The 20960-nt window shown below is 73.4% G+C and carries 19 protein-coding genes; 3 read left to right on the top strand and 16 right to left on the bottom strand.

What is annotated here, in order from left to right; translation table 11 throughout:
• Positions 1 to 78 precede the first annotated feature (78 nt).
• Together proC and NITAL_RS02490 are read right to left on the bottom strand one after the other, a co-directional pair.
• A complete protein-coding gene (gene proC / locus NITAL_RS02485) occupies positions 79 to 906 on the bottom strand; it encodes a pyrroline-5-carboxylate reductase (RefSeq protein WP_052664487.1) in 828 nt (275 codons plus the stop codon).
• Positions 906 to 3755, bottom strand: a complete 2850-nt coding sequence (locus tag NITAL_RS02490; RefSeq protein ID WP_157041570.1) for an ATP-binding protein — start codon at positions 3753 to 3755, stop codon at positions 906 to 908. The genes proC and NITAL_RS02490 overlap by 1 nt, the downstream gene beginning before the upstream one ends.
• Positions 3756 to 4067: 312 nt before the next feature.
• On the opposite strand from NITAL_RS02490, the gene putP reads away from it, so the two are divergent.
• Entirely contained in the window at positions 4068 to 5570 is a 1503-nt protein-coding gene (putP, locus tag NITAL_RS02495) for a sodium/proline symporter PutP (RefSeq protein ID WP_052664489.1), read from the top strand.
• A gap of 54 nt (positions 5571 to 5624) precedes the next feature.
• On the opposite strand, the gene NITAL_RS02500 is transcribed toward putP, so the two are convergent.
• The 9 genes from NITAL_RS02500 to NITAL_RS02540 form a co-directional block, all read right to left on the bottom strand.
• Positions 5625 to 6107 carry a YbjN domain-containing protein gene (locus NITAL_RS02500; RefSeq protein WP_052664490.1) on the bottom strand — a complete coding sequence of 161 codons (483 nt, stop codon included), beginning with the start codon at positions 6105 to 6107 and terminating at the stop codon, positions 5625 to 5627.
• A gap of 39 nt (positions 6108 to 6146) precedes the next feature.
• Entirely contained in the window at positions 6147 to 8276 is a 2130-nt protein-coding gene (glgP, locus tag NITAL_RS02505) for an alpha-glucan family phosphorylase (RefSeq protein WP_052664491.1), read from the bottom strand.
• 49 nt (positions 8277 to 8325) lie between these two features.
• Positions 8326 to 9681, bottom strand: coding sequence for a glycosyltransferase (locus NITAL_RS02510; RefSeq protein WP_052664492.1), 1356 nt, complete (start codon positions 9679 to 9681; stop codon positions 8326 to 8328).
• A gap of 1 nt (position 9682) precedes the next feature.
• Entirely contained in the window at positions 9683 to 10705 is a 1023-nt protein-coding gene (locus tag NITAL_RS02515) for a GNAT family N-acetyltransferase (RefSeq protein WP_052664493.1), read from the bottom strand.
• A gap of 163 nt (positions 10706 to 10868) precedes the next feature.
• Positions 10869 to 11387, bottom strand: a complete 519-nt coding sequence (locus tag NITAL_RS02520) for a helix-turn-helix domain-containing protein (RefSeq protein ID WP_052664494.1) — start codon at positions 11385 to 11387, stop codon at positions 10869 to 10871.
• 68 nt (positions 11388 to 11455) lie between these two features.
• Complete coding sequence (locus tag NITAL_RS02525) at positions 11456 to 12535, bottom strand: asparaginase (RefSeq protein WP_052664495.1); 1080 nt, start codon at positions 12533 to 12535, stop codon at positions 11456 to 11458.
• Positions 12532 to 13260 (bottom strand): HD-GYP domain-containing protein, encoded by a 729-nt coding sequence (locus NITAL_RS02530; RefSeq protein WP_052664496.1) that lies wholly within the window; start codon positions 13258 to 13260, stop codon positions 12532 to 12534. Before NITAL_RS02530 ends, NITAL_RS02525 begins: the two co-directional genes overlap by 4 nt.
• Position 13261: 1 nt before the next feature.
• Positions 13262 to 13666: a response regulator gene (locus NITAL_RS02535; protein ID WP_052664497.1), complete on the bottom strand. Its 405-nt coding sequence runs from the start codon at positions 13664 to 13666 to the stop codon at positions 13262 to 13264.
• Positions 13663 to 14199 carry an RsiG family protein gene (locus NITAL_RS02540; protein WP_052664498.1) on the bottom strand — a complete coding sequence of 179 codons (537 nt, stop codon included), beginning with the start codon at positions 14197 to 14199 and terminating at the stop codon, positions 13663 to 13665. Before NITAL_RS02540 ends, NITAL_RS02535 begins: the two co-directional genes overlap by 4 nt.
• 178 nt (positions 14200 to 14377) lie before the next feature.
• Here NITAL_RS02540 and NITAL_RS02545 point away from each other — a divergent pair, with 178 nt between their 5' ends.
• Positions 14378 to 15787 carry a DUF4388 domain-containing protein gene (locus NITAL_RS02545; protein WP_052664499.1) on the top strand — a complete coding sequence of 470 codons (1410 nt, stop codon included), beginning with the start codon at positions 14378 to 14380 and terminating at the stop codon, positions 15785 to 15787.
• Between the two features lie 25 nt (positions 15788 to 15812).
• Here NITAL_RS02545 and NITAL_RS02550 read toward each other — a convergent pair whose 3' ends face one another.
• Complete coding sequence (locus tag NITAL_RS02550) at positions 15813 to 16325, bottom strand: inorganic diphosphatase (protein WP_052664500.1); 513 nt, start codon at positions 16323 to 16325, stop codon at positions 15813 to 15815.
• Between the two features lie 106 nt (positions 16326 to 16431).
• Between NITAL_RS02550 and bcp the strand changes: the two genes are divergently transcribed.
• On the top strand, positions 16432 to 16893 hold the full coding sequence (bcp, locus tag NITAL_RS02555; protein WP_052669304.1) for a thioredoxin-dependent thiol peroxidase: 462 nt from the start codon (positions 16432 to 16434) through the stop codon (positions 16891 to 16893).
• Here bcp and NITAL_RS02560 read toward each other — a convergent pair.
• The 4 genes from NITAL_RS02560 to NITAL_RS02575 all read right to left on the bottom strand — a co-directional run bounded on the left by NITAL_RS02560 (position 16886) and on the right by NITAL_RS02575 (position 20942).
• Positions 16886 to 18031: a MalY/PatB family protein gene (locus tag NITAL_RS02560; RefSeq protein ID WP_052664501.1), complete on the bottom strand. Its 1146-nt coding sequence runs from the start codon at positions 18029 to 18031 to the stop codon at positions 16886 to 16888. The two genes, bcp and NITAL_RS02560, sit on opposite strands and share 8 nt — an antisense overlap.
• A 36-nt stretch (positions 18032 to 18067) precedes the next feature.
• Positions 18068 to 19000: a CAF17-like 4Fe-4S cluster assembly/insertion protein YgfZ gene (ygfZ, locus tag NITAL_RS28410; RefSeq protein ID WP_052664502.1), complete on the bottom strand. Its 933-nt coding sequence runs from the start codon at positions 18998 to 19000 to the stop codon at positions 18068 to 18070.
• A gap of 72 nt (positions 19001 to 19072) precedes the next feature.
• Positions 19073 to 19516: a hypothetical protein gene (locus tag NITAL_RS02570; RefSeq protein WP_157041572.1), complete on the bottom strand. Its 444-nt coding sequence runs from the start codon at positions 19514 to 19516 to the stop codon at positions 19073 to 19075.
• The gene (locus NITAL_RS02575; protein WP_052664504.1) at positions 19509 to 20942 is read right to left on the bottom strand and encodes a C2 family cysteine protease; all 1434 of its coding nucleotides are present in this window, start codon (positions 20940 to 20942) and stop codon (positions 19509 to 19511) included. Before NITAL_RS02575 ends, NITAL_RS02570 begins: the two co-directional genes overlap by 8 nt.
• Positions 20943 to 20960 lie beyond the last annotated feature (18 nt).

Below are 20960 nucleotides of genomic sequence, written 5' to 3' on the forward strand. Positions count from 1 at the left end.
GGGGAGGCAATGTGCCGGTTCGGAGCCGAAGGTGCCCGCGACCGGAACCGCGGTGGCGCAGACGCACACGGTCTCCGATCAGCCGAGCGCCCGGCTGCGCTGCGTGGCGGCATCCACCGCATCGAGCACCGCGGCACGCAGGCCCTGCTGCTCGAAGGTGCGCAACGCCGCGGCAGTCGTGCCACCCGGGGAGGTGACCGCCGCGCGGAGCGCTGCCGGAGTCTGGTCGCTGTCCTGGAGCAGGGTCGCGGCACCGAGCAGGGTCTGGCCCGTCAGCTGCGTCGCGACGTCGCGCGGCAGACCCTGGAGGACGCCGGCCTCGATCATCGCCTCGGCGAACAGGAACAGGTAGGCGGGACCCGAGCCCGACAGCGCCGTCACCGCGTCGAGGTGGTGCTCGTCGAGCCGCAGCACCGCACCCACCGGGGTCAGCAGTGCCTCGGCGGTGTCGAGGTGGCGGTCCGTCGCCTCGCGGCCGGCGGCCACGACCGACATCGCCCGGTCGACCTGCACCGGGGTGTTGCTCATCACCCGGACGACCGCGGTGCCGTCCGGCAGCCCGGCTTCGAGCGTCTCGAGGGTGACGCCGGCGGCGAGGCTGATCACCAGCGCGCCCTCACGCAGGCTCTGCGCCACGTCGGGCAGCACCGCCGGCAGCACCTGGGGCTTGAGGCCGAGGACGACGACGTCGGCCTCGGCGACGGCGGTCCGGTTGTCGGTGGAGGTCCGCACCCCGTGCTCGGCCTCGAGCGCCGCGAGCTGCTCGGTACGCAGGTCGGTGCACACGACCCGCTCCGGCGGCACCGTGCCCGAACGCACCAGACCGCGGAGCAGCGCGCTGCCGAGCTGTCCGGAGCCCACGATGACCAGCGTGCCGTCCACGAGCTTCCTCCGTCCGAGACGCATCAGCCTACGGCAGGGTCGTGTGCGGGCCGTGGGCCCAGCTCCACCGCCCCGGCTCGGACGTGGTCGAGCGCTGCGTCCAACGCCGCGGCCGCACCGAGTTCGCGACCTGCAGCGAGCTCGGTGACGGCTGCGGGTCGACCGAGGGCCGCGGCGATGGCGTCCTGCAACGATTCGACCTCGACGCGTTCATCGGGGGTCAGGGGCACCTCGCCGTCGGTCCGCAGGTCCTCGGCCGCTGCGAGGAGCCGCGCGGCGACCGCCGGTTCGTCGCGGGCGGCAGCGATCGCAGCGACCCCGCGAAGGTCCCGTGCGATGCCGATGTAGTCGAACGCCGAGCGTGTCAGATCCCGTGCCACCCGGAGGTTCTCGGCGTGGTGCGACGCGGCGACGTCCAGATCGCCACGCTCACGGGCCACCCGAGCCCGCCCGAGGCGCGACCCGCATGCGCTCCAGCGATCACCCGCAGCGAGGTAGGCCACCTCCCCCGTCTCGTACGCCGACTCGGCGTCGTCCAGGGCACCACACGACCACGCCAGGTGCCCGGACACATCCGCGATGCTGGCCAGCGTCCACGGGTCGCCGTGAGCGCCGACCCGCGCGCGTGCCGATCCGAGCAGCCGGTGAGCCGCGTCGACATCGCCTCGCAGGTGGAGGACCTGGGCGAGCCGAGCTTCCGCTCGTGCTGCGCCAACGGCGTCGTCCCGGTCGGCCGCGGCGGTCCGCGCTTCGGTGAGCCAGGTGACCGCCTCGTCCGGATCGCCGCAGAGGGCCGCGAGGCGCCCGGCCGCGCCGGTGACGCGGCCACGCAACTCGGGGTCGAGATCCTCGCCCGTGAGCAGGACGCGACGGGCCCAACCGAGCCCCTCCCGAGCGCGACCGAACTGGAGCCAGAACCACCACGCGCCCGCCACGATGCGCGCACAGAGGGTCGCGTCGCCGGCCTGGGCTGCCCAGCGCACGGCAGCCCGGACCTCGTCGTGCTCAGCGTGCAGTCGGTTCAGCCAGCGCACCTGGTCGGTCCCCGTGATCCGCGTCCCCGCGCGCTCGCACAGGTCGGCCACGTACCCCGCGTGACGGCGACGCAGGGCCCCGGCGTCGCCGTCGAGGTGCGCGAGTGCGTAGGAGCGGATGCTCTCGAGCAGGGTGTGCCGCGCCGGCCCGATGGGCGCGGCGACGGTCACCACCAGGTTGCGGTCCACCAGGTCCTGGAGCAGCTGCAGGACGTCCGTCGCCGGCAGGTCCTCGTCGCTGCAGACCAGCTCGGCGGCCTCGAGCGTGGCACCCCCGGCGAAGATGCCGAGCCGGGTCAGCAGACGGCGAGCCGGAGGGGTCAGCAGGTCGAAGCTCCACCCGATGGCCGCCTCGAGCGTGCGGTGCCGTGCGGGCGCACCACGCCGCGACGAGCGCAGCACGCTGAACCGGTCGTCGAGCCGAGCGGCGACCTCCTCGGGCGCCAGGACCCGGAGACGGGCGGCGGCGAGTTCGAGGGCCAGGGGGATGCCGTCCAGCTCGCGGCAGATGGCGACCAGGGCGCGCACCTGCTCCTGGTCCGTGACGAGGTCCGGCTGGGCCTCGCGGGCTCGGCGCAGCAGCAACCGCCCGGCTTCGCTGCGCTCGAGCGCGGCCAGATCCGCATCAGGCGCGGGGAGCGAGAGCGAACGCACTCGCCACGTGCGTTCGCCGTCGACATCGAGCGCCTGCCGACTGGTGACGAGGATCCGCAGCTGTGGTGCATCGCCGAGCAGGTGGCGAACGAGCTCGGCCACCCCATCGATGACATGCTCGGCGTTGTCCAGCACGAGCAGTGCACGGCGGTCCCGGAGCCGCACCACCAGATCGTCGAGGAGCTGCTCGGCCGGCGCATCGTCCACGCCGAGCACCTCGGCCAGGGCGACGGGGACCTCGTCCTCCTCCTCGCGCGTGGCGAGCTCGACCAGCCACACACCATCCGGCCCGGCCGAGGCGAGGTCGCGACCCACGGCGAGGGCCAGCTGGGTCTTGCCGCAGCCGCCGGCGCCGGTGAGCGTGACGAGGCGGTGGTCGGCCAGGAGCTGCGCGACGGCCCGCCGGTCCGCGGTCCGTCCGACGAGGTCGACGAACCCGGCGGGGAGGTTGCCCAGTGCCGCGGTCGGCGGCGACACCGGCGTGGTTCGCGACGCCTCCAGAGTGCGCGACGATGCGCGCTGCGGCGACGCCCAGTCGAGCGCCGGATCCTGGGTCAAGACCTGTTCGTGCAGCCGGCGCAGGGAGGGCCCCGGCTCGACCCCGAGGGTCTCGATCAGTTGGGTCCGGGCCTCCTGGAACGCGGCCAACGCCTCGGCCTGACGACCCGCGCGGTACAGCGCGAGCATCCGCAGCCCGTGCAGCCGTTCACGCTCCGGCCGCGCCGCGACCAGCCCCTCGAGCTCGGCAGCCACACGATCGGCCCGCCCGAGGGAGAGCTCGGCGAGCAGCACCTCCTCCGTGGCTTCCGCGTGCAGTTCACGCAGTCGGGCTGCGGCGGCTGCGCCTACGGGACCGAGCTCGATGCCCTGCGCCAGTGGCCCGCGCCACCGCTCGATGCCACGGCGCAGGCACGTGCTCGCGCTGGCCAGGTCGCCCCGCGCGGCGGCGCGCTTTCCCTCGGCGATGTCGGCCTCGAAGCCGGCCACGTCGGTGGCGACCGCGTCCACGTCCAGGTGGTAGCCCGAGGGCACGTGGTGCAGCACGGTCGCCGGGCCGCCCGCGGGCCGGGACGGGTCGAGCAGGCTGTGCAGGCGCGACAGGTGGCTCTGGAGCGAACCCAGTGCGCTCGGAGGCGGCTCGCTGCCCCAGACCTCCTCGCACAGCCCCGGTATCGACCGGGTCACCCCGAGCTCGACCGCGAGCGCCACGAGCAGCCGCGCCGGCCGCTGCCCGGCGAGCTGCAGCGACGCGGACCCGGCAGGCGTGACTTCGAGGGGTCCGAGCAGGGCGATGCGGACGCTCGCCTCGTCGCGCGCCGGTGCGCTGATGATCGCTCGCCTCCTCGGCCCCGCTCAGGGTTACGCCGTCCCTGCAGGGTCGCCACAAGGTCGCTGCAAGGTGCCTGCCCGAGTCTGCCTCCGCCGAAGCAGCGGCGCACGACGGACCCGGGGAGAACGGTCCGTCGGCGATCCTCGGCTCGAGAGGACGAGACAGACATGGTCGAAGTATCCGGCACCGTCGTGACCACGATGTTGCTGTACCTGGCCGGCATGATCGGTGTCGGCGTGTGGACCTACCGCCGCACCCAAGGCCTCGGGGACTTCGTCCTCGGCGGGCGTTCGCTCGGCAGCGTGCCATCGGCACTGAGCGCACAGGCGTCCGACATGAGCGGCTGGCTGCTGCTCGGGCTGCCCGGCGCCATCTACGTCAGCGGCCTCGGTGCCTCGTGGATCGGGATCGGGCTGCTGGCGGGGACCTACCTCAACTGGAAGTTCGTTGCCAGCCGCCTGCGGACGGCGACCGAGGCAGCCGGTGACTCGGTCACGCTGTCGGCGTACTTCGAGAACCGCTTCGAGGACCGCACGCGTCTGCTCCGCGTCACCTCCGCGCTCGTCACGGTGGTCTTCTTCGCCATCTACGTCTCGTCGGGGCTCGTGGCCGGTGGGCTGCTGTTCGGCCAGGTCTTCGGTTTCGACCCGACCACCGCCGTCATCGTCAGCGCCGTGGTCATCGTCGTCTACACCCTCCTCGGGGGCTACCTCGCCGTCAGCTACACCGATGCGGTGCAGGGCCTGTTGATGCTCGGCGCGCTCATCGTCGTGCCGCTCGTGGCCGTGGCTGCCGACGGCGGCTTCGGGACCATGACCAGCAGCGTGCGGGGCGAGTCCCCGGACCTGTTGCGGCTCTTCGGCGAGGCGGGGTTCGACGGCGGAGGGTGGGCCACCGGTGGCGCCCTCGGCCTCGTCGCGATCGTGTCGGGCCTCGCGTGGGGCCTCGGGTACTTCGGGCAGCCGCACATCCTGGCCCGCTTCATGGGCATCCGCTCCGCGAGCATGGTCCCCGTCGCCCGACGGATCGGCACCTCGTGGGTCGCCATCTGCCTCGGCGGCGCCATCCTGGTCGGGATCGCGGGGATCGCGTACTTCGATCAGCCGCTCGCCGACCCGGAGACGGTCTTCCTGGCGCTGATCACCGACACCCTGACGCCCTGGATCGCCGCCATCCTGCTCACGGCCGTGCTCGCCGCGGTCATGAGCACCGCCGACTCGCAGCTGCTGGTCAGCTCGGCGGCGCTCACCGAGGATCTCTACCGGGCCCTGTTCGCCAAGGACGCTCCCGAGCGCACCCTCCTGTGGGTCGGCCGTGCCACCACCGTCGGCGTCGCCGTGGTCGCGACCGCTCTGGCGCTGCGCGGCGGCACCGTGCTCGACCTGGTCGGCTACGCGTGGGCCGGCTTCGGTGCCGCGTTCGGACCGGTCATCATCCTGTCGCTGTACTGGCGCGGCATCACCGCGCTCGGGGCGCTGGCAGGCATGGTCACGGGTGCTGCCACGGTCGTGCTGTGGCGCAACCTCACCGATGGCGCGCTGTACGAGATCGTGCCCGGCATCATCCTGGCCACCGTCGCGATCATCGTGGTCAGCCGGTTCACCCCCACGCCGGTCCGGGACTGGGCGGAGGTGCACGCGGAGGCGGAGCGCCCGCTCGTCACGGGCTGATCGCGAGCGCACGAACAGCCACGGGCGGTCGCGCCGATCGGCGCGGCCGCCCGGTCAGCTGGCGGCGACGGGGTTCGGGGGCAGGCCGACCTTGGCGCGCCAAGCCTGCTCGCTGGCGATGTAGTCGCCGAACCCCGCGCGCAGGACCGCGTTGAACGTCTCGTCCGACAGCGACAGCACCAGGCCGAGCAGCTCGTCCAGGCGGTCGGCGTCGACGACCTCCAGCGGGACGGCGCCGGTCAGGATCAGGTCACCCTCGTCGTCGAGACCGAAGTGCACCGGGGTCGGCCGCTGGTTGCGCGACAGCAGGATGCGGTAGACCTCGACGTGGCCGTCGTCCGGCACGCCGGCCAGCAGCGAGGTCAGCTTGAGCGAGCGCTCGTCGAGGTGCAGCAGCAGCGGGATGGTGCGCTTCCACTCCCCCGACAGCATCGTGATCCAGCGGTCCTCGCCGACGGAGGTGACGTCGAGCTCGGCGTCGTCGAGCGCGGCCAGCAGGGCCGTTCGGGCGCGGTCGCGCAGGTGCTCGTCGGACACGGTGCCTCCTCGGGTCGAGGCAGGACGCTAGGCCGCCGCTCAGCGGCTCGTCGACCCCTGATCGGCGACGACCGGACCCGGCCCGTACACGCCCGTGACGTAGTCCACGACCATCCGGTGGGTGGAGTAGCTCGGGGCCAGCAGCGCGATCGCGTCCTGCATCATCGCGGCCCACCGCTGCGGCACCCCGTCCTCGTCCCGGTCGTGGAAGGTGGCGATCACGTCCTCGGTCAGGACCCGGTACAGGGCGGTCGCGTCCGAGGTCGCCCGGCGCTCGAGGTCGTCGGACTCGTCCTGATCGCCGATGACCCACCCGAAGCCGACCCGTGCGGACGGCGCGTGATCGGTCACGGCCTCGTCCCACCAACCGTCGAGGATCGAGGCGTTCAGCACCCCGTTCGCGGCGGCCTTCATGCCGGACGTGCCGGAGGCCTCGAACGGGCGCAGCGGCGTGTTCAGCCACACGTCGACGCCGGCGACCAGGAGTCGGGCCAGATCGAGGTCGTAGCCCTCGAGGAAGGCGATGCGGCCCCGGAAGCGCGGGTCGCGGGACAGCTGAACCAGGCGCTGGATCAGGTGCTTGCCAGCCTCGTCACGGGGGTGGGCCTTCCCGGCCAGGAGCAGCTGCACCGGCCGGTCCTCGTCGCCGAGGATGGCGGCGAGCGCGTCGACGTCGTGCGCGAGCAGGGTCGCGCGCTTGTAGGTCGCGAAGCGGCGCGCGAACCCGAGGGTGAGGACGTCCGGGTCGAGGCCAGAGCCGTCCGGGCCGCCTCCGACCCGCCGCGCCTGCGCCGCCAGCCGTTCGCGGGCGGCGGCGATCAGCCGGTGGCGCGCCGCGGTGTGGACGCGCCACAGCTCGGCGGGGTCCACCTCGTAGATCCGACGCCAGACGGTCGGGTCGACGGTCGTGCGCCAGTGCGCACCGAGGTACCAGTCGTACAGCGCCTGCAGCTCGCGTCCGACCCACCGCCCGGGGTGCACCCCGTTGGTGACGTGGCCGATCGGCACGGAGGCGGTGTCCCGGTCGTCGCCCCAGACCGGGGCCAGCATGCGACGGGAGACCTCGCCGTGCAGCCGAGCCACGCCGTTGGTGCTGCGGGAGGTCCGTACCGCGAGGACCGTCTGCGACCACCGGCCGTCCTGGTCGACGGCGAGCGGCCACAGCTGTTCGAAACCGATGCCGGCACGCTCGGCGAGCGGCGTCAGGTGCCAGGCGGCGGCGCCGTGGTCGAAGGTGTCGTGACCGGCCGCGACCGGCGTGTGGGTCGTGAACACCAGCTCGCCCCGGACCTGCTCCACCGCAGCCTCGAGGTCGGCCCCGGCGTCGAGGTGCACCCGCAAGCGCTCGATGGCCGCGAACGCGGCGTGTCCCTCGTTCAGGTGGTAGGTGTCGGGTGCGATGCCGAGGGCCGCGAGCAGCCGCACGCTGCCGACCCCGAGCACCAGCTCCTGCCGCAGGCGCGTGTCGCTGTCACCGCCGTACAGCTGGCCCGTGATCGCACGGTGGTGGTGGGTGTTGCCCGGGACATCGGTGTCCAGCAGCAGCAACCGGACCCGACCGACCCTGACCTCCCACGCCTCGACCTGCACGGTGCCGTCACCGAGCTCGACCGGGACCCGCAGCCGCGCACCGTCGACCTCGATCGGCCGGACGGGCATCCGCGTGAAGTCGTTGGTCGCCGGCGAGGCCTGCTGCCAACCGGACGCGTCGAGGTGCTGGCGGAAGTACCCGTCCCGGTACGCCAGACCGACCGCCACCAGGGGGACCCCGAGGTCGGAAGCCGACCGCAGGTGGTCACCCGCGAGCGCCCCGAGTCCGCCCGAGTAGATACGCAGGCAGTCGGCCAGCGCGAACTCGGCGGACAGGTAGGCGATGGTGCGGTCCGGGGCGGCGCCGCTGCGCGCGTACCAGGTGTCGGAGTCCGCGAGGTAGGCCTCGCGATCGGCGACCGCGGCCGCCGCCCGGTCCGCGAACGTGGGGTGCACGACCGCGGCGGCCAACCGTCCCTCGTCGAGGCCGTCGAGGAGCGCGGCGGGATCACGACCCGTGCGCTGCCAGCCGAGCGGGTCGAGCTCCTCGAACAGCGACTCGGTCGCCTCGTCCCAGGACCAGCGAAGGTCGAAGGCCAGGCGGCGGAGGTCGGAGAGCAGGAGGGCGGGATCGTGCACGTGTCGCCTCGCAGGTCGCGGGAAGGGCGGCGGGAGGGAGCGACCGACGTCAGACGGCGACGTCGGCGCGGATGGGTTCGTTCGACCCGTCGGCCGGAGAGGCCACGACCTTGGCGTACACCGCCAGGAGCCGTGTCACCGCACGGTCCCAGGTGGCTCGTCGCGCCGTGTCGACACCAGCGGCACCGACCGTGGTTGCCAGCCGCCGATCGCGCAGCAACGAGGTGGCCGCGGCCGCGTGGTCGACCGGATCGTGACCCGCCACCAGGACGCCGCCGTCACCGACCACCGTCCGCAGGCCAGGAACGTCGGCTGCGACCACGGGCAGCCCGGACGCCTGGGCCTCGAGCGCGACGAGCCCGAACGTCTCGCTGCGGGACGGAGCGAGCAGCACGTCCGCCTCGTGGTAGATCCGTGCGAGCGTGCCCTGGTCGGTGGCCGGTTCGACCGTGACTGCGTCGGCGACGCCGAGCTCGGCGGCCAGGGCTCGCAGCTGCGTCGGGCCGGAGGTCCCCTCGCCCGTCCCGGAGGCACCGCCCACGATGCGCAGCCGGGCGTCCGGGACCTGTCGCCGCACCTCAGCCAGGGTGCGGACCGCGACGTCCGGCCCCTTCAGCGGCTGGAGCCGGCCGACGAACAGCAGGGTGGGAGGACGGTCCGCCGGCCGCGGCGTGGTCCGCGGCGCGAACCGCGACAGGTCCACACCGGCCGGGACCACCTGCAGCCGCGCGCCCGACAGGCCGTAGGAACGGTGCAGCAGCGAGGCCTCGCCGCAGGTCATCACGGTGACCATGTCCGCGGCGCGAGCGACCGCTGCCTCGGCGACCAGACGCAGGGGAGGCTCGGGCGCGTCCCCGGGGGCGAGGTGGGCGTTCTTGAGGACCCCGAGGGTGTGGAAGGTCTGCACGAACGGGATCTGCCACCGCGCCGAGATGCGCCGGCCGACCCAGCCCGACAGCCAGTAGTGCGCGTGCACGAGGTCGTAGGGCGCCTCGCCGCGGTCGAGTCGTGCCCGCACCTCCGGGTGCCGTTCCATGGCGAGCAGGACCCCGCACAGCAGCCCGGTGACGTCCGTCTTGTCCACCGACGCCACTGGACCGGCGATCAGGTGGTGGACGCGCGCCTCGGTCCCGTCCGCTGCGCGGTGGAGCAGGACGGTGGCCGGCTGCGCCTCGTCCGTCGCACGCGTGAACACGTCGACCGCGACCCCGCGGTCGGCCAGCAGCCGTGCCGTCTCGGCGACCGAGACGTTGAGGCCGCCGCCGTCGCCCTCCCCCGGCTGGTGGAGCGGCGAGGTGTGCACCGACAGCACCGCGACCCGCCGCACCGGCGCATGGTCGGCAGGATCGTCGATCGTCTCGCGCGGGAGACGGTCGAGCGCTCGGGCGGCGACGGGCAGGGTCACGTCAGGACCGGACCAGGGTGAGACGCTCGACAGCGCGGTCCACGGCGCCGAACTGGTACTTGTAGGCCTCGTCACCTCGGAGCAGGTCGTAGACCCGGCAGCCCTCGTTGGCGGCCAACTCGATGAGCTGGCCCTTGAGCACCATGCCCGGACCGAGGGCGGCGAGCGCCGGGTCGAACGCCGAGTTGTAGACGCCCCACTGCCCGTCGTGGACGAGCGAGACGGTCATCGCACCCGGCATGCCTCCCACCTGCAGCCGGTGGAGGCGGAAGGTCCCGTCCGCGGCGAACTCGTCCGCGAGGGCCCGGAACCAGCCCTGCAGCTCGGCCTTGGTGAAGAACCCGGCCTTCTCCGGCTCGGACTCCCGCGCCAGGTCCAGGAACGCCTCCAGCTCACCGGCGACCTCGCCGGGTGGGACGGCGACCACCTCGAGCTCCCCCGCATCGCGCGCGAGCTTGCGCGCCTTGCGGGTCAGCTCGTGGCGCAGCTTGCCCTTCAGCCGACCGAGGTAGCCGTCGTAACCGCCGGTCAGATCGACGCGGGGACAGACGTCCTCGATGTCGCGCTCGAAGACGGTCAGCCCGTGCTGGCTCGCCGCGCGCGCCAGCGCGTCACCCCAACCGCTGTCGATCGCCAGACCTCCGAGCACCGCGTCGTCCCAGTCCCGGTCCCGTGCCAGGTGCGCCACGTAGGCCTCGGCGACGTCCGCACGGTCCTCCGGCCGTGCGACGGGCCCGAGGTAGTCGGTCACCTCCGCGCCTCCGAGGAAACGTCGCACCTCGACCGGGCCCGTCGGTGACCCCTCGCGGACGTGGCTCTCGGGGACGACCCCGAGCAACCGGCCGTCGGGGCCGTGGACGGTGTGGATCCGCGGCGTGGTCCGCTGTCCGAGGACCCGGTGCCAGGTGGACAGGAACCGAGGCCCCTGGAAGACCGTCGCGGCGGGGTCCTCGTCGAGGAGGAGCTCCCACTCGGTGCGGGCAGCACCGGTGGGCAGGTCCTCGTGCGTGCGCAGCTCGATCACAGGTGGCCTTGCAGGAGAGAGCCGGGAGGGGCCGCAGGCGGCGAGGGGCCGCCGTCGCGGGCCCGTGGCCGGGGAAGGTACCGGTCGTGGGCCACCCTCCCCTCGGCGTCCGACCCGGGTGCCTCGGGCGGGCGCTCAGGCGGGGCTGGAGCGACACAGGGTGTCAGACGTCGTCCGGCTCCTCACGCGGCGTGGCCGCGGCGATCGACGCATCGTCGACGGCACCGGTCGCGACCGCGTCGAGCAACCCCCGGAGCCGGGAGGCGTTGCGCCCCGCCGGAGCCGCGCGCAGCTCGGTCAGCTGCCGGAACGAGCGGTACATCTCGATCAGGGCCTGCCGCTGCTCCCCGGTCAGGTGCGGGTCGCGGGCGATGACCGCCTCGAGGTCCTCGACCGGCTCGCGTTCCTCGAGGATCCCGGCCTTCACGTACAGGGTCTCCGACGAGATCTCGAGCGCCTTGGCGATCGCCTGGAGGATCTCCGCGGACGGTTTGCGCAGGCCCCGCTCGATCTGGCTCAGGTACGGGTTGGAGACCCCCGCGATCTTGGCGAGGTTGCGCAGCGACAGCCGGGCCGACTCCCGCTGGTGCCGGATGTAGCTGCCGAGGTCGTGCAGCGGCGACGCGGCCTCATCGGCATCGGGGTCGTCGACGGGAACGTCCGCGGGGGCGTCGTCACCCACCGGACCTCCAGGCTCCGCCACCGGCCGCCTCCACACCTGCCGTGGTGCGTGCGCGGGGCCGCGCACGCTCACTCAACGCTAGCAGCCAGGCCCCTGCCGACCTCAGCTCCAGCGGCGCCACGGAGCACCGGACGCACCCGTCCGACGGGACGTCCCCCGCCGAGCACCGGCGGTGGCGACCACACGTCCGCAGCCACCACACCGGCGTCCACCAGCGCCGCGAACGCCGCCACGGTCGCGGCCCGTTCGGCGCCGTCCTCGGCCTTGACCGCCAGCCCGTGAGCGGCTCCGTCCGCCGACCGCCACCCCGCCGCGAAGACCCCTTCGGCGCCGACCTTGGCCACGACCCCGACCGTCAGCAACGCGCTCTCGAGCCGCCCCCGTCCGCCGACCAGCTGCGGGTGTGCGAGCCCCGCATCCCGGACCGAGCGCCACCGGTCCTCGGTCGCCAGGGCCGAGAACCCGCGCGCCAGCTCCACCAGCGGGACCGCGACCGCTGGAGCGCCGCAGCCGTCGACGCCGACCGCGACCGGCGCCCCGAGCGCGTCCGTGAGCGCGGCCAGGGTCGCCCGCTGGAGCGGACCCGCGACGTCGAGCAGGTCAGCCCGTGGCGTCCCGATCCTCCGACCGGCCAACGCGAAGAGGCCGTGCTTGCCCGAGCAGTTGTGCAGGATGCGTTCGGGCGCGCCGGCCGGGTCCTCCTCGCCGGTCGCGGGGGGGCAGGTCAGCTCGTCGGGCGCCGTGCCCGACCGCGCGAGCAGACGCCGCGCCGCCGCGACGTGGATCGGCTCGGCCCGGTGGGAGGACCAGCTGAGCGCCACCTCCTCCCCGGTGAGATCCGTCGCCTCCCGCCCGAGCAGCTCGAGGCACGCGGTCGCCTGGAACGGCTTGGCCGTGGACCGCACGAACGTGGGCCGGTCACGGTCGCCGTACGCGGCCACGACGACCCCGGCCGGCCCGGTGACCACCAGGTGCCCCACGTGCCGCGACTCGACGATCTCGCGCCCCGAGCCCGAGGCGACCTCCCCACGCCCCGAGCCCGAGGCGATCTCCCCACGCCCCGAGCCCGAGGCGACCTCCCCACGCCCCGAGCCCGAGGCGATGCCGTCCTGGCGGGTGACCTCCGCCAGCGGGACCGCTCGTGTCACCGCGGCAGCTGGAAGGAGCTGGCACCGTCCGAGCTGACCTCGTCGCACAGCGCGACCCAGGCCCGTGCACAGTCGGGGTCGAACTGCGTGCCTGCGTGGCGGTCGATCTCCTCGAGGGCCACGTGCAGCGGGAGTGCCTTCCGGTACGGGCGGTCGGTGGTCATCGCGTCGAAGCAGTCCGCGATCATGAAGATCCGAGCCGGTAGGTAGATGTCCTCGCCGGCCAGCCCCTCGGGGTACCCCTTGCCGTCCCACCGCTCGTGGTGGCTGCGGATGATCCCGACCGCGTCCCCGAGCAGGCGCAACGGCTTGACCAGCGTGACCCCGATCACCGGGTGGGTCCGCATGACCTGCCACTCCTCGTCGGTGAGGGGGCCCGGCTTGTTCAGGATGGCCTCGGGGATGCCCACCTTGCCGATGTCGTGCAGCAGGTACCCGAAGCCGATCTCGGCCCGTTCGGCCAGCTCGGGCGCGATCCGACGCGTCAGCATCAGGGCGTACTGGTAGGTGCGATCGAGGTGGCTGCGGGTGTAGGTGTCCTTGGCCTCGCAGACCTCGGCGAGGGTCCGAACCATCCCGAGGTAGGACGACGACAGCTCGCGGTAGGCGAGCTCGGCCTCCTCCCGGCGTTCGCGCTCACGAGCAACGATGGTCTGCAGGTCCTCGGCGAACAGCAGCAGCTGACGACGCGTGCCCTCCAGATCCTCCGCCGCGGTGATGTCCACGTCAGCCTCCCGAGGACGGGCGTACGAGGGTGGCGAGCTCGAGGATCCGGTCGATCAGCGCGAGCGGGCTGAACGGCTTGGTGACGTAGGCGTCGCACCCGGCGGCGTCGCCGGCGGCGCGGTCCTCCGCCCGGTCGCGGGCGGTGAGCAGGATCACGGGGACCGACGCGGTCCGCGGGTCCTGCTTGACCCGACGGCAGACCTCGAGTCCGTCGATGCCCGGCATCATCACGTCGCAGACGATGACGTCCGGGACGGGGCCGTCGGCCAGCAGCTGCAGGGCGGTGTCGCCGTCGCTGGCACAGGCGACGTCGAGGTCCTCAAGGTCCAGGATGGTCCGCAGCACCTCGAGGATGAGCGGGTCATCGTCGACCACCAGGACGCGACTCGCCGCCTTGCCGGTCACGCGAGCAGGTCCGCGACGTTGGCCCGTCCGTCCTTGTAGCGAGCTGCCAGCTCGTCACGGAGCGCATCGATGCTGTCGAACAGCGACCGACGGGTCGTCGACAGCTCGACCTCGTGCCGCTCCAGGGTGGCGATCAAGGTGGCGAGCTCGTCCTCGTCCCGCATCGCGAGCCCGGCGAGGGTGGTCTCGCCGAGGTCGGCGTCGATACGGGCCACGAGCTCGTCGGCGGCCGGGGGGACCGTCACGGAGCTGACCCGGGCACGGGCCGGATCGGTGGCCACGTGGTCACCGGCGAGCAGACCGGGCAGCGACGCGAGCAGCTCCTCGGCCCGGCCCTCACCTGCCTCGTGTCGGCGTTCGAGCTCGGCCCGGACGATGTCGAGGCGACCCTGCAGCACACGTCGGGCGTACGAGACCGCCGCCTCGTGGCCCTCGCAGGCGGCTCGACGGGACCGCAGCTGCTCGGTCGTCCACGACGGCAACGCATCGCGCTCGTGCTCCTCGAGCACCGTGGCCTGCTCCGGGTCGCTCACCCGCGCCCCCTCCCGGTCCTGGACCGCTCCCTAGTGGTTCGCGCCGACCCGGACGGGCCACCCCGAACCACACGGTTGCGGTCGCGCGGCCCAACCGTACCGCTCGGCACACGACGATGCGGCTCGCTCGATCCCGCACACCCGGGAGCGGGAACGGCCGGCCGAGTAGTCTCCGACCATGCGAGGTGACCTCTCCGACATGCCGGCAGCCGACGTCTGCCGTGCGCTCGCCATCGCTCGAGCGACCGGGGTCCTCGAGATCGAGGGACCCGACGGCCGCGGCGCGGTGGTCTGCCGGGACGGCCACGTGGTCGGCGCGACCTCCCCAACCCCGCACGCCCGGCTCGGGGACCGGCTGGTCAACGCCGGGCTGCTCGACGAGGACGGCCTCGACGAGGTCCTGCGTTCGCAGGCCCGAGCGGACAGCCACCAGCGCCTCGGTGCCCTGCTGGTGGATCGTGGCCTCGTCCACCACGACGCGATCCGCCTGGTCGTCCAGGAGCAGGTGATCGACGCCGTCTTCGATGTGCTGCGCTGGCGCTACGGCGGCTACCGGTTCGACCCGGGCGAGCTCGCCGAGGTCCCCGAGGTGCCCCTGCGCATCCCCGTCGACCAGCTCCTGGTCGAGGTCGCGCGCCGCCAGCAGGAGTGGGACGAGCTCGAGCGGGTCATCCCCGACCTCGACGCCGTCCCTGCGTTCCGATCCGGGGTCGGCACCGCTGCGGCGTCCTTGGAGCCGGACGAGTTCACGATGCTCGCCTCGATCGACGGTGCCCGCAGCGTCCGCGATCTGGCCGACGATCTCGGGTACGGCCAGTTCGAGGCGGCCCGCATCATCTACGGCCTCACCCTGCTCGGTGTCGTCGAGATCCTGCTGCCCGAGGACGAGGTCGGGCGGGCGCTCGAGGATGCCCTCCACGAGCTCGCCTCCGCCCCGCTGGGCGAGCTGGCCCCCGCGCCTGAGCTCGAACCCGAACCGGCACGCGAACCCGGACCTGCACCAGAACCGGCACCCGAACCCGCACCGGCACCCGAACCCGCACCGGCACCCGAGCCCGAGCCCGAGCCCGAGCCCGAGCCGGCACCCGAGCCCGAGCCGGCACCCGAGCCCGAGCCGGCACCCGAGCCGGCACCGGCACCCGAGCCCGAACCCGAGCCCGAGGCCGCTGCGCCGGACTGGTCGCCACCGCAGCCTGCCACCGCGCCACCGGTCGAGCCGCCACCCAGGGCCGATCAGGACGCCGCCGATCGCCCGCCGGCGCTGATCGACGTCGCCCGGCTCCTGGCCGAGCTCGAGACCGACGCCGGGGGCCCCGTGCCGCGCGAACCGGAACCCGAACCGCAGCCCGAGCCGCCGGTCGAGGACGCCCCCCCACCGCCACGGCCGGACGGCGGCGACGTCTCCGAGCTCCTCCGCGAACTGTCCCGCCTCGCCCTCGAGGACGGGGGGCAGACGCCCCCACCACCCCCACCCCAACCGGAGCGCCCACCCACGGCCGAACCGCCGCGCCGCGCCGAGCCCCCGCGCCGCACCGAGCCGCCGCGCGAGGATCCCCGCAAGCGCAAGCGCCGCTTCGGTCGGAGCTGATCGCGACCCGCGGTCTCGCGTCGGCCTAGTTCGGGTACTGCGAGGTCTCCACGGGGCCCTCGTAGCGTGCGCGGGCCTCGGCGATGACCTGCAGCGCTTCCTCGCGGGGGCGCCAGCCACGGACCTCCACGAGCTTCTTCTCGAGGTCCTTGTAGATGCCGAAGAAGTGGGCGATCTCGTCGAGCAGGTGCTGGGGCACGTCCTTGAGGAAGCGCAGGTTCTGCCAGCGCGGGTCCTCATCGGCGACGGCGAGGATCTTCTCGTCCGGGCCCTTGTCGTCGCTCATGTCGAGCATGCCGAGCACACGCGCGTTGATCGTGCAGCCCGGGAAGGTGGGTTCACCGAGGATGCACACCACGTCGAGGTGGTCCCCGTCGAGGGCGAGCGTCTCGGGGATGAACCCGTAGTCACCCGGGTAGCGCACCGCGGTGAACAGCATGCGGTCGAGGACGAAACACCGGCGCTCGAAGTCCCACTCGTACTTGTTGCGAGAGCCCATGGGCACCTCGACGAAGCAGTCCACGATGTCTTCGCTCACGTCACTCCACCTCGCGCGGGGGCCGGCAGGTCCGGGGCCGTCGGGCGAACCGTAACGTCCCGCGGCCGGACTACCGTCCCCGGCCCCGACGACGGAGGCACCCGTGATCGAGGCCGGACAGCCGGCACCGACCTTCACCCTGCCGGACCAGGACGGCCGCGAGGTCGCCCTCGAGGACCTGCGCGGCCGACCGGTGGTCATCTACTTCTACCCGAAGGACGACACACCGGGCTGCACGACCCAGGCGTGCGGCATCCGTGACCAGTGGGCGGAGTTCGAGGCTGCAGGAGCCGCGGTGCTCGGCATCTCCCCGGACACCGTCGAGTCGCACGCCCGCTTCGCCGGCAAGTACGACCTGCCCCACACCCTCCTGGCCGACCCCGAGCGCGAGGCCCTGACCGCTTACGGCGCGTGGGGTGAGAAGGTCCTGTACGGCAAGACGACCGTCGGCGTCATCCGCTCGACGTTCCTGGTCGACGCCGAGGGCACCGTGGCCAAGGTCTGGAAGCGCGTCCAGACCAAGACCCACGCCGACCGGGTCCTGCAGGCCATCGCCGACCTCACCTGATCGCCTCGGCCATCCGCAGGGCGGCCTCCTCCAGGATCGCCGGAGCGGTGGCCAGGTTGAGGCGGACGTGGCCAGCCCCGCCGGTGCCGAAGTCGGGGCCGGGCACCAGTGCCACCCGGCCGCGTTCGAGGAACACCGCGGCCGGATCGTCACCGAGGTGGAGCGCGCGGCAGTCGAGCCAGGCGAGGTAGGTCGCCTCGTTCGGCCGGTACCGCACCTCCGGGAGGTGCCGGTGGAGCAGTTCGCTCAGCAGCGTGACGTTCGCCGCCAACGCCGTGAGCAGGTCATCCAGCCAGCCGCCGCCCGCGGTGAACGCGGCGATGTGCGCGGTGACGCCGAGGTGGCTCGCGCCGTGCCAGACGACCTCGGGCATCCGGGCGAGGTCGGCGGCCGCGTCGGGACCGGCCACGGCCAGCGCGGCCTTCACCCCGGCGAGGTTCCAACCCTTCGACGCGGAGTGCAGCGCGATCCCGGCGGCGCCACCCGGCACCGACAGGTACGGCACGAACCTCGCGGGGGAGAACACGAGCGGCGCGTGGATCTCGTCCACGACCACCTGGACGCCGTGCGCGGCAGCCAGCCGGGCGACCGCGGCCAGTTCGTCCGCGGTGTGCACCACGCCGGTCGGGTTCTGCGGGCTGCAGAGCAGGTAGGCCGCGCGGCGGCCACCGGCGACGGCGCGTCCCATGGCCTCGTCGATGACGTCGAGGTCGAGCCGGTCCCCCGGACCGAGCGGTGCCTCCTCGACTCGGCGGTCGGCGTGTGCGATGAACCCGTAGAACGGCGGGTAGACCGGCGGGTTCACGATGACCGTGTCGCCCGGATCCGTGGTCAGGCGCAGGACCTCCACGATGCCGCCCATCACGTCGGGGACGAGGGCGGTCGTGGAGCGATCGAAGGTCCAGCCCCACCGCTGGTCCGCGAAGCCGGCCAGCGCGTCGACGTACCCCTCCCGCCCCGCCGGGTAGCCCGTGTCGCCGGTGGTGACGGCCTGCGTCACCGCGTCGATGACCGGGTCGGCGAGCTGCGCGTCCATCTCGGCGACGAACAGCGGCAACACGTCCGGCGCGTAGGCCCGCCACTTGAGGCTGGTGCGGGCCCGCAGCTGGTCGAGCGTCAGGGAGCGCAGCGGGTCCATCGCACCTCGAGGCGGTCGTTCAGCGCGGCCGGGCCGTCAGCTCGCGCGGGCGTCCCGGCGGCGGGTGACGCTCGGGTCGGCACCCGGGACGGACAGACCACCGCCGATGAGCCGCAGGACCGTGAGGGCCTGGCCGTCGGCACCCTCGAACCGAGCGTCCGGTACGGCGTCACCGGGGACGAAGGCGAGCGCCCGGTCACCGGCCCGGGTCGCCGAGGTCACCGTGATGCGCCGTCGGCCCTCACCGAGCTCGTCACCGGCGGCGACGGGTCGGTCGCCCGTGACCAGGGCCAGCTGACGGCGTGGTCGCCCGAGCTGCCACATCCGTGCCACGGCCTCCTGCCCCGGGTAGCACCCCTTGGCGAGGTGCACGTGCGTGGGCAGGAGCCCGAGCTCCTCGGGGAGGTGCGGCGCCACGATCTCGCGACCCCACGCGGGTTCGCCGACCTCGATCCGGGCGTCCTCGAGGTCGTCCGCGTCACCACGGCGCGCACCGGCTGCAACGAGGCGCGCGACCGCCGCTTCGACATCGTCCGCCTCGCCGACGAGGTCGAGCCCGCCGCGGCGGCCGACCCGCACCAGGGCGTCGTCGCTGTCCCACCGTCCCGGGCCCACCGTGAGACCCGCCGCGGCGGTGACGTCGTCGACGTCCTCGCCCCGCAGCGCGGCGACCACGAGGCTCTCCCGGAGCGCGAACGACGCGTCCGCCAGGAAGGTGCGACCACCGAGGACGGCGACGACGTCCTCGGCGAGCGCCCGAGTGGGGACCAGCAGCCACAGCCGTTCCGGGTGCACCAGGACGTCGAAGGCGTGCAGCGGTGCCCCGTGGACGTCGAGGTGCAGGGCGCCGCGGACCTCGAAGGGCTTGGCGTCGGCGATCGCCTGCGAGGTCACCGCCTCGAGGTACGAGACACGGTCGTCGCCGGTCACCTCGACGAGGGCGCGGTCGGTGGGGGCGACGACGGCCACGATGGCGCTCCGGTGTCGGGGGACCGAGCAGGGTACGCGTGCGCAGCCAGCCTGCGGTCAGCTCGCCCCGGGTCAGCCGGTGAGGTCCCGGACCGCCACGGTCACGATGTGGTGCACCGCACCGTCCGCGTCCTCATCGGCCCCGTCGACCTCGTCGATGGCGACGATGGTCACCTCGTAGCCGTCGACCGCGCCGACGGTGCCAGGCGGCCCCGACACCCGTTCCTCCTGGGGCGCCTCGACGCGCAGGTCGGCGAGGTACACGTCGGCGACCGTGACGCCGTCACGTTCGTGGACGCTGGCGGAGACCGCGACGTCCGCATCGCCCGCGGAAGCCGTCCCGCGGATCTCGTACACCGTCGCACCGTCGGGGACCTCCACGGCCGTCTCCTGTGCATCGGCGCCGTCGGTGACCTCGTCGGAACCGCCACCGCAGGCGGTCAGGAGCGCAGCCGCCACCGCGAGGGCTGCGACACGCCGGCAGCGGTCGCCGCGGTGTCTGCGACGATCAGTCACGGAACACCACCCCGTCGAAGAGTCGGCTCATCTGGTCCACCGTCAGGACGATGTCGGCGGTGTGCGGACCGTGTGGGTTGCGGAGCGTCACCGTACCGGCGTCCTCGTCGACGCTCGAGACGAAGTAGGCGTGCGGCGCGACCAGCTGGCGGATCTCGTTCCCGGAGGCGTCCACGAAGCGGTCCTGGTACTCGGGGACGTCGTCGATGGCGGACGTGCGCAAGCTCCGGACCGCCAGCGGCTCACCGGCGTCGAAGCGCTGCGCGATCTCCTGCAGGTCGGTCCCGCTGGTGTGCTGGGTCCGCGTCCTCTCGCCGGTCAGGCGCTGCACGGTGCGGTCGGTCGGGGCACCCTCGATCTCGCCGTAGCTGCCGTAACGCTGGGCGTACGCCTTCTCGATGATCAGGGGCCACAGCTCGGGTGGGTGACCGGGACGCGCGAACTCGGGCCGCCCGGCGTCGGGGTTGTAGGGGAACCGGTCGTCGACGGTGACGTACTCCACGCGGCCACGATCGTCGTGGAAGCGGACCGTGTAGGTGCCGTTGCCGTTGTCGGTGATCATGTCCTCGATGAAGCCGGGGTCGGCCGCGGCGATCGCCCCGAGGGTCGCCATCAGGTGGCAGTCCCCGATGCTGCCCTGGTGGACGTCCATCACGTCGACACCATCGACGTACAGCTCGGCGCCCTCGAGTCGCTCGTAGACGAGCCCGTCCTCACCGTCCTTGGACTCGAAGCTGCCGGGCAGGTCGTCGAAGGCGGGCGACAGCTGATCGAGCACGTCCACGAAGCGGGCGACGTTCTCGGGGTCCAGGCCCGGGAGCAGACCGTTGAGCAGCTCACGCTGCCGGTCGTCGTCGATGCTGTCGTTGCGCCAGGGTGGCCACCAGCCGCTGCGACGCTCCATCCCCTCGGCCCAGGCGCGGACCTGTTCGTCACCCAGCGCGGCGACCACGGCGTTCAGCTCGGCGTTGCCGAGACCACCGAGCAGCTCGTCGATGTCGGACAGGTCCCCCGGTCCGACCTTCCCGTCGAGCAGCGCCTCGAGCCGCTCGAGGGTCTCGGCCACCACGGCCTCGTCGGCGAGGTCCCGTGACCCGGGCGGGACGACGGGGGCGTCGTCCGCGACGGCGGTGGTGACCGCGTCGTCGAAGGGGTCGCGCGGCGGACGGTCGGCGTCACCGGACCCTCCCCCGTCGCCGGCGTGGTCGACGGGGGCGACCGGCTCGGTCGTGCCCTGCGGCGGTCCCTGGTCGCAGGCACCGGCGATGATCGAGCAGAAGCCGGTCCGTACGGTGCTGGCCAACGACGCCGTGATGCTCGGTGCCTGGGTGAAGGCCAGCCCGACCAGCGCCGCGACGACCACGAGCAGCGCGACGTACTCCGCCGTGCCCTGCCCGCGCTCCGCGCGCCACCGTGAGGTCTCCATCTCGGAGACGCTCGCAGG

The organism is Nitriliruptor alkaliphilus DSM 45188 (genome assembly GCF_000969705.1).
GTDB lineage: Bacteria > Actinomycetota > Nitriliruptoria > Nitriliruptorales > Nitriliruptoraceae > Nitriliruptor > Nitriliruptor alkaliphilus.

Bases quoted from the DNA above. Each gene is read 5' to 3' on its own strand.
- putP (WP_052664489.1), top strand. From the start codon at position 4,068: ATGGTCGAAGTATCCGGCACCGTCGTGACCACGATGTTGCTGTACCTG.
- proC (WP_052664487.1), bottom strand. From the start codon at position 906: ATGCGTCTCGGACGGAGGAAGCTCGTGGACGGCACGCTGGTCATCGTG.
- NITAL_RS02560 (WP_052664501.1), bottom strand. From the start codon at position 18,031: ATGGACCCGCTGCGCTCCCTGACGCTCGACCAGCTGCGGGCCCGCACC.
- NITAL_RS02545 (WP_052664499.1), top strand. From the start codon at position 14,378: ATGCGAGGTGACCTCTCCGACATGCCGGCAGCCGACGTCTGCCGTGCG.
- NITAL_RS02575 (WP_052664504.1), bottom strand. From the start codon at position 20,942: ATGGAGACCTCACGGTGGCGCGCGGAGCGCGGGCAGGGCACGGCGGAG.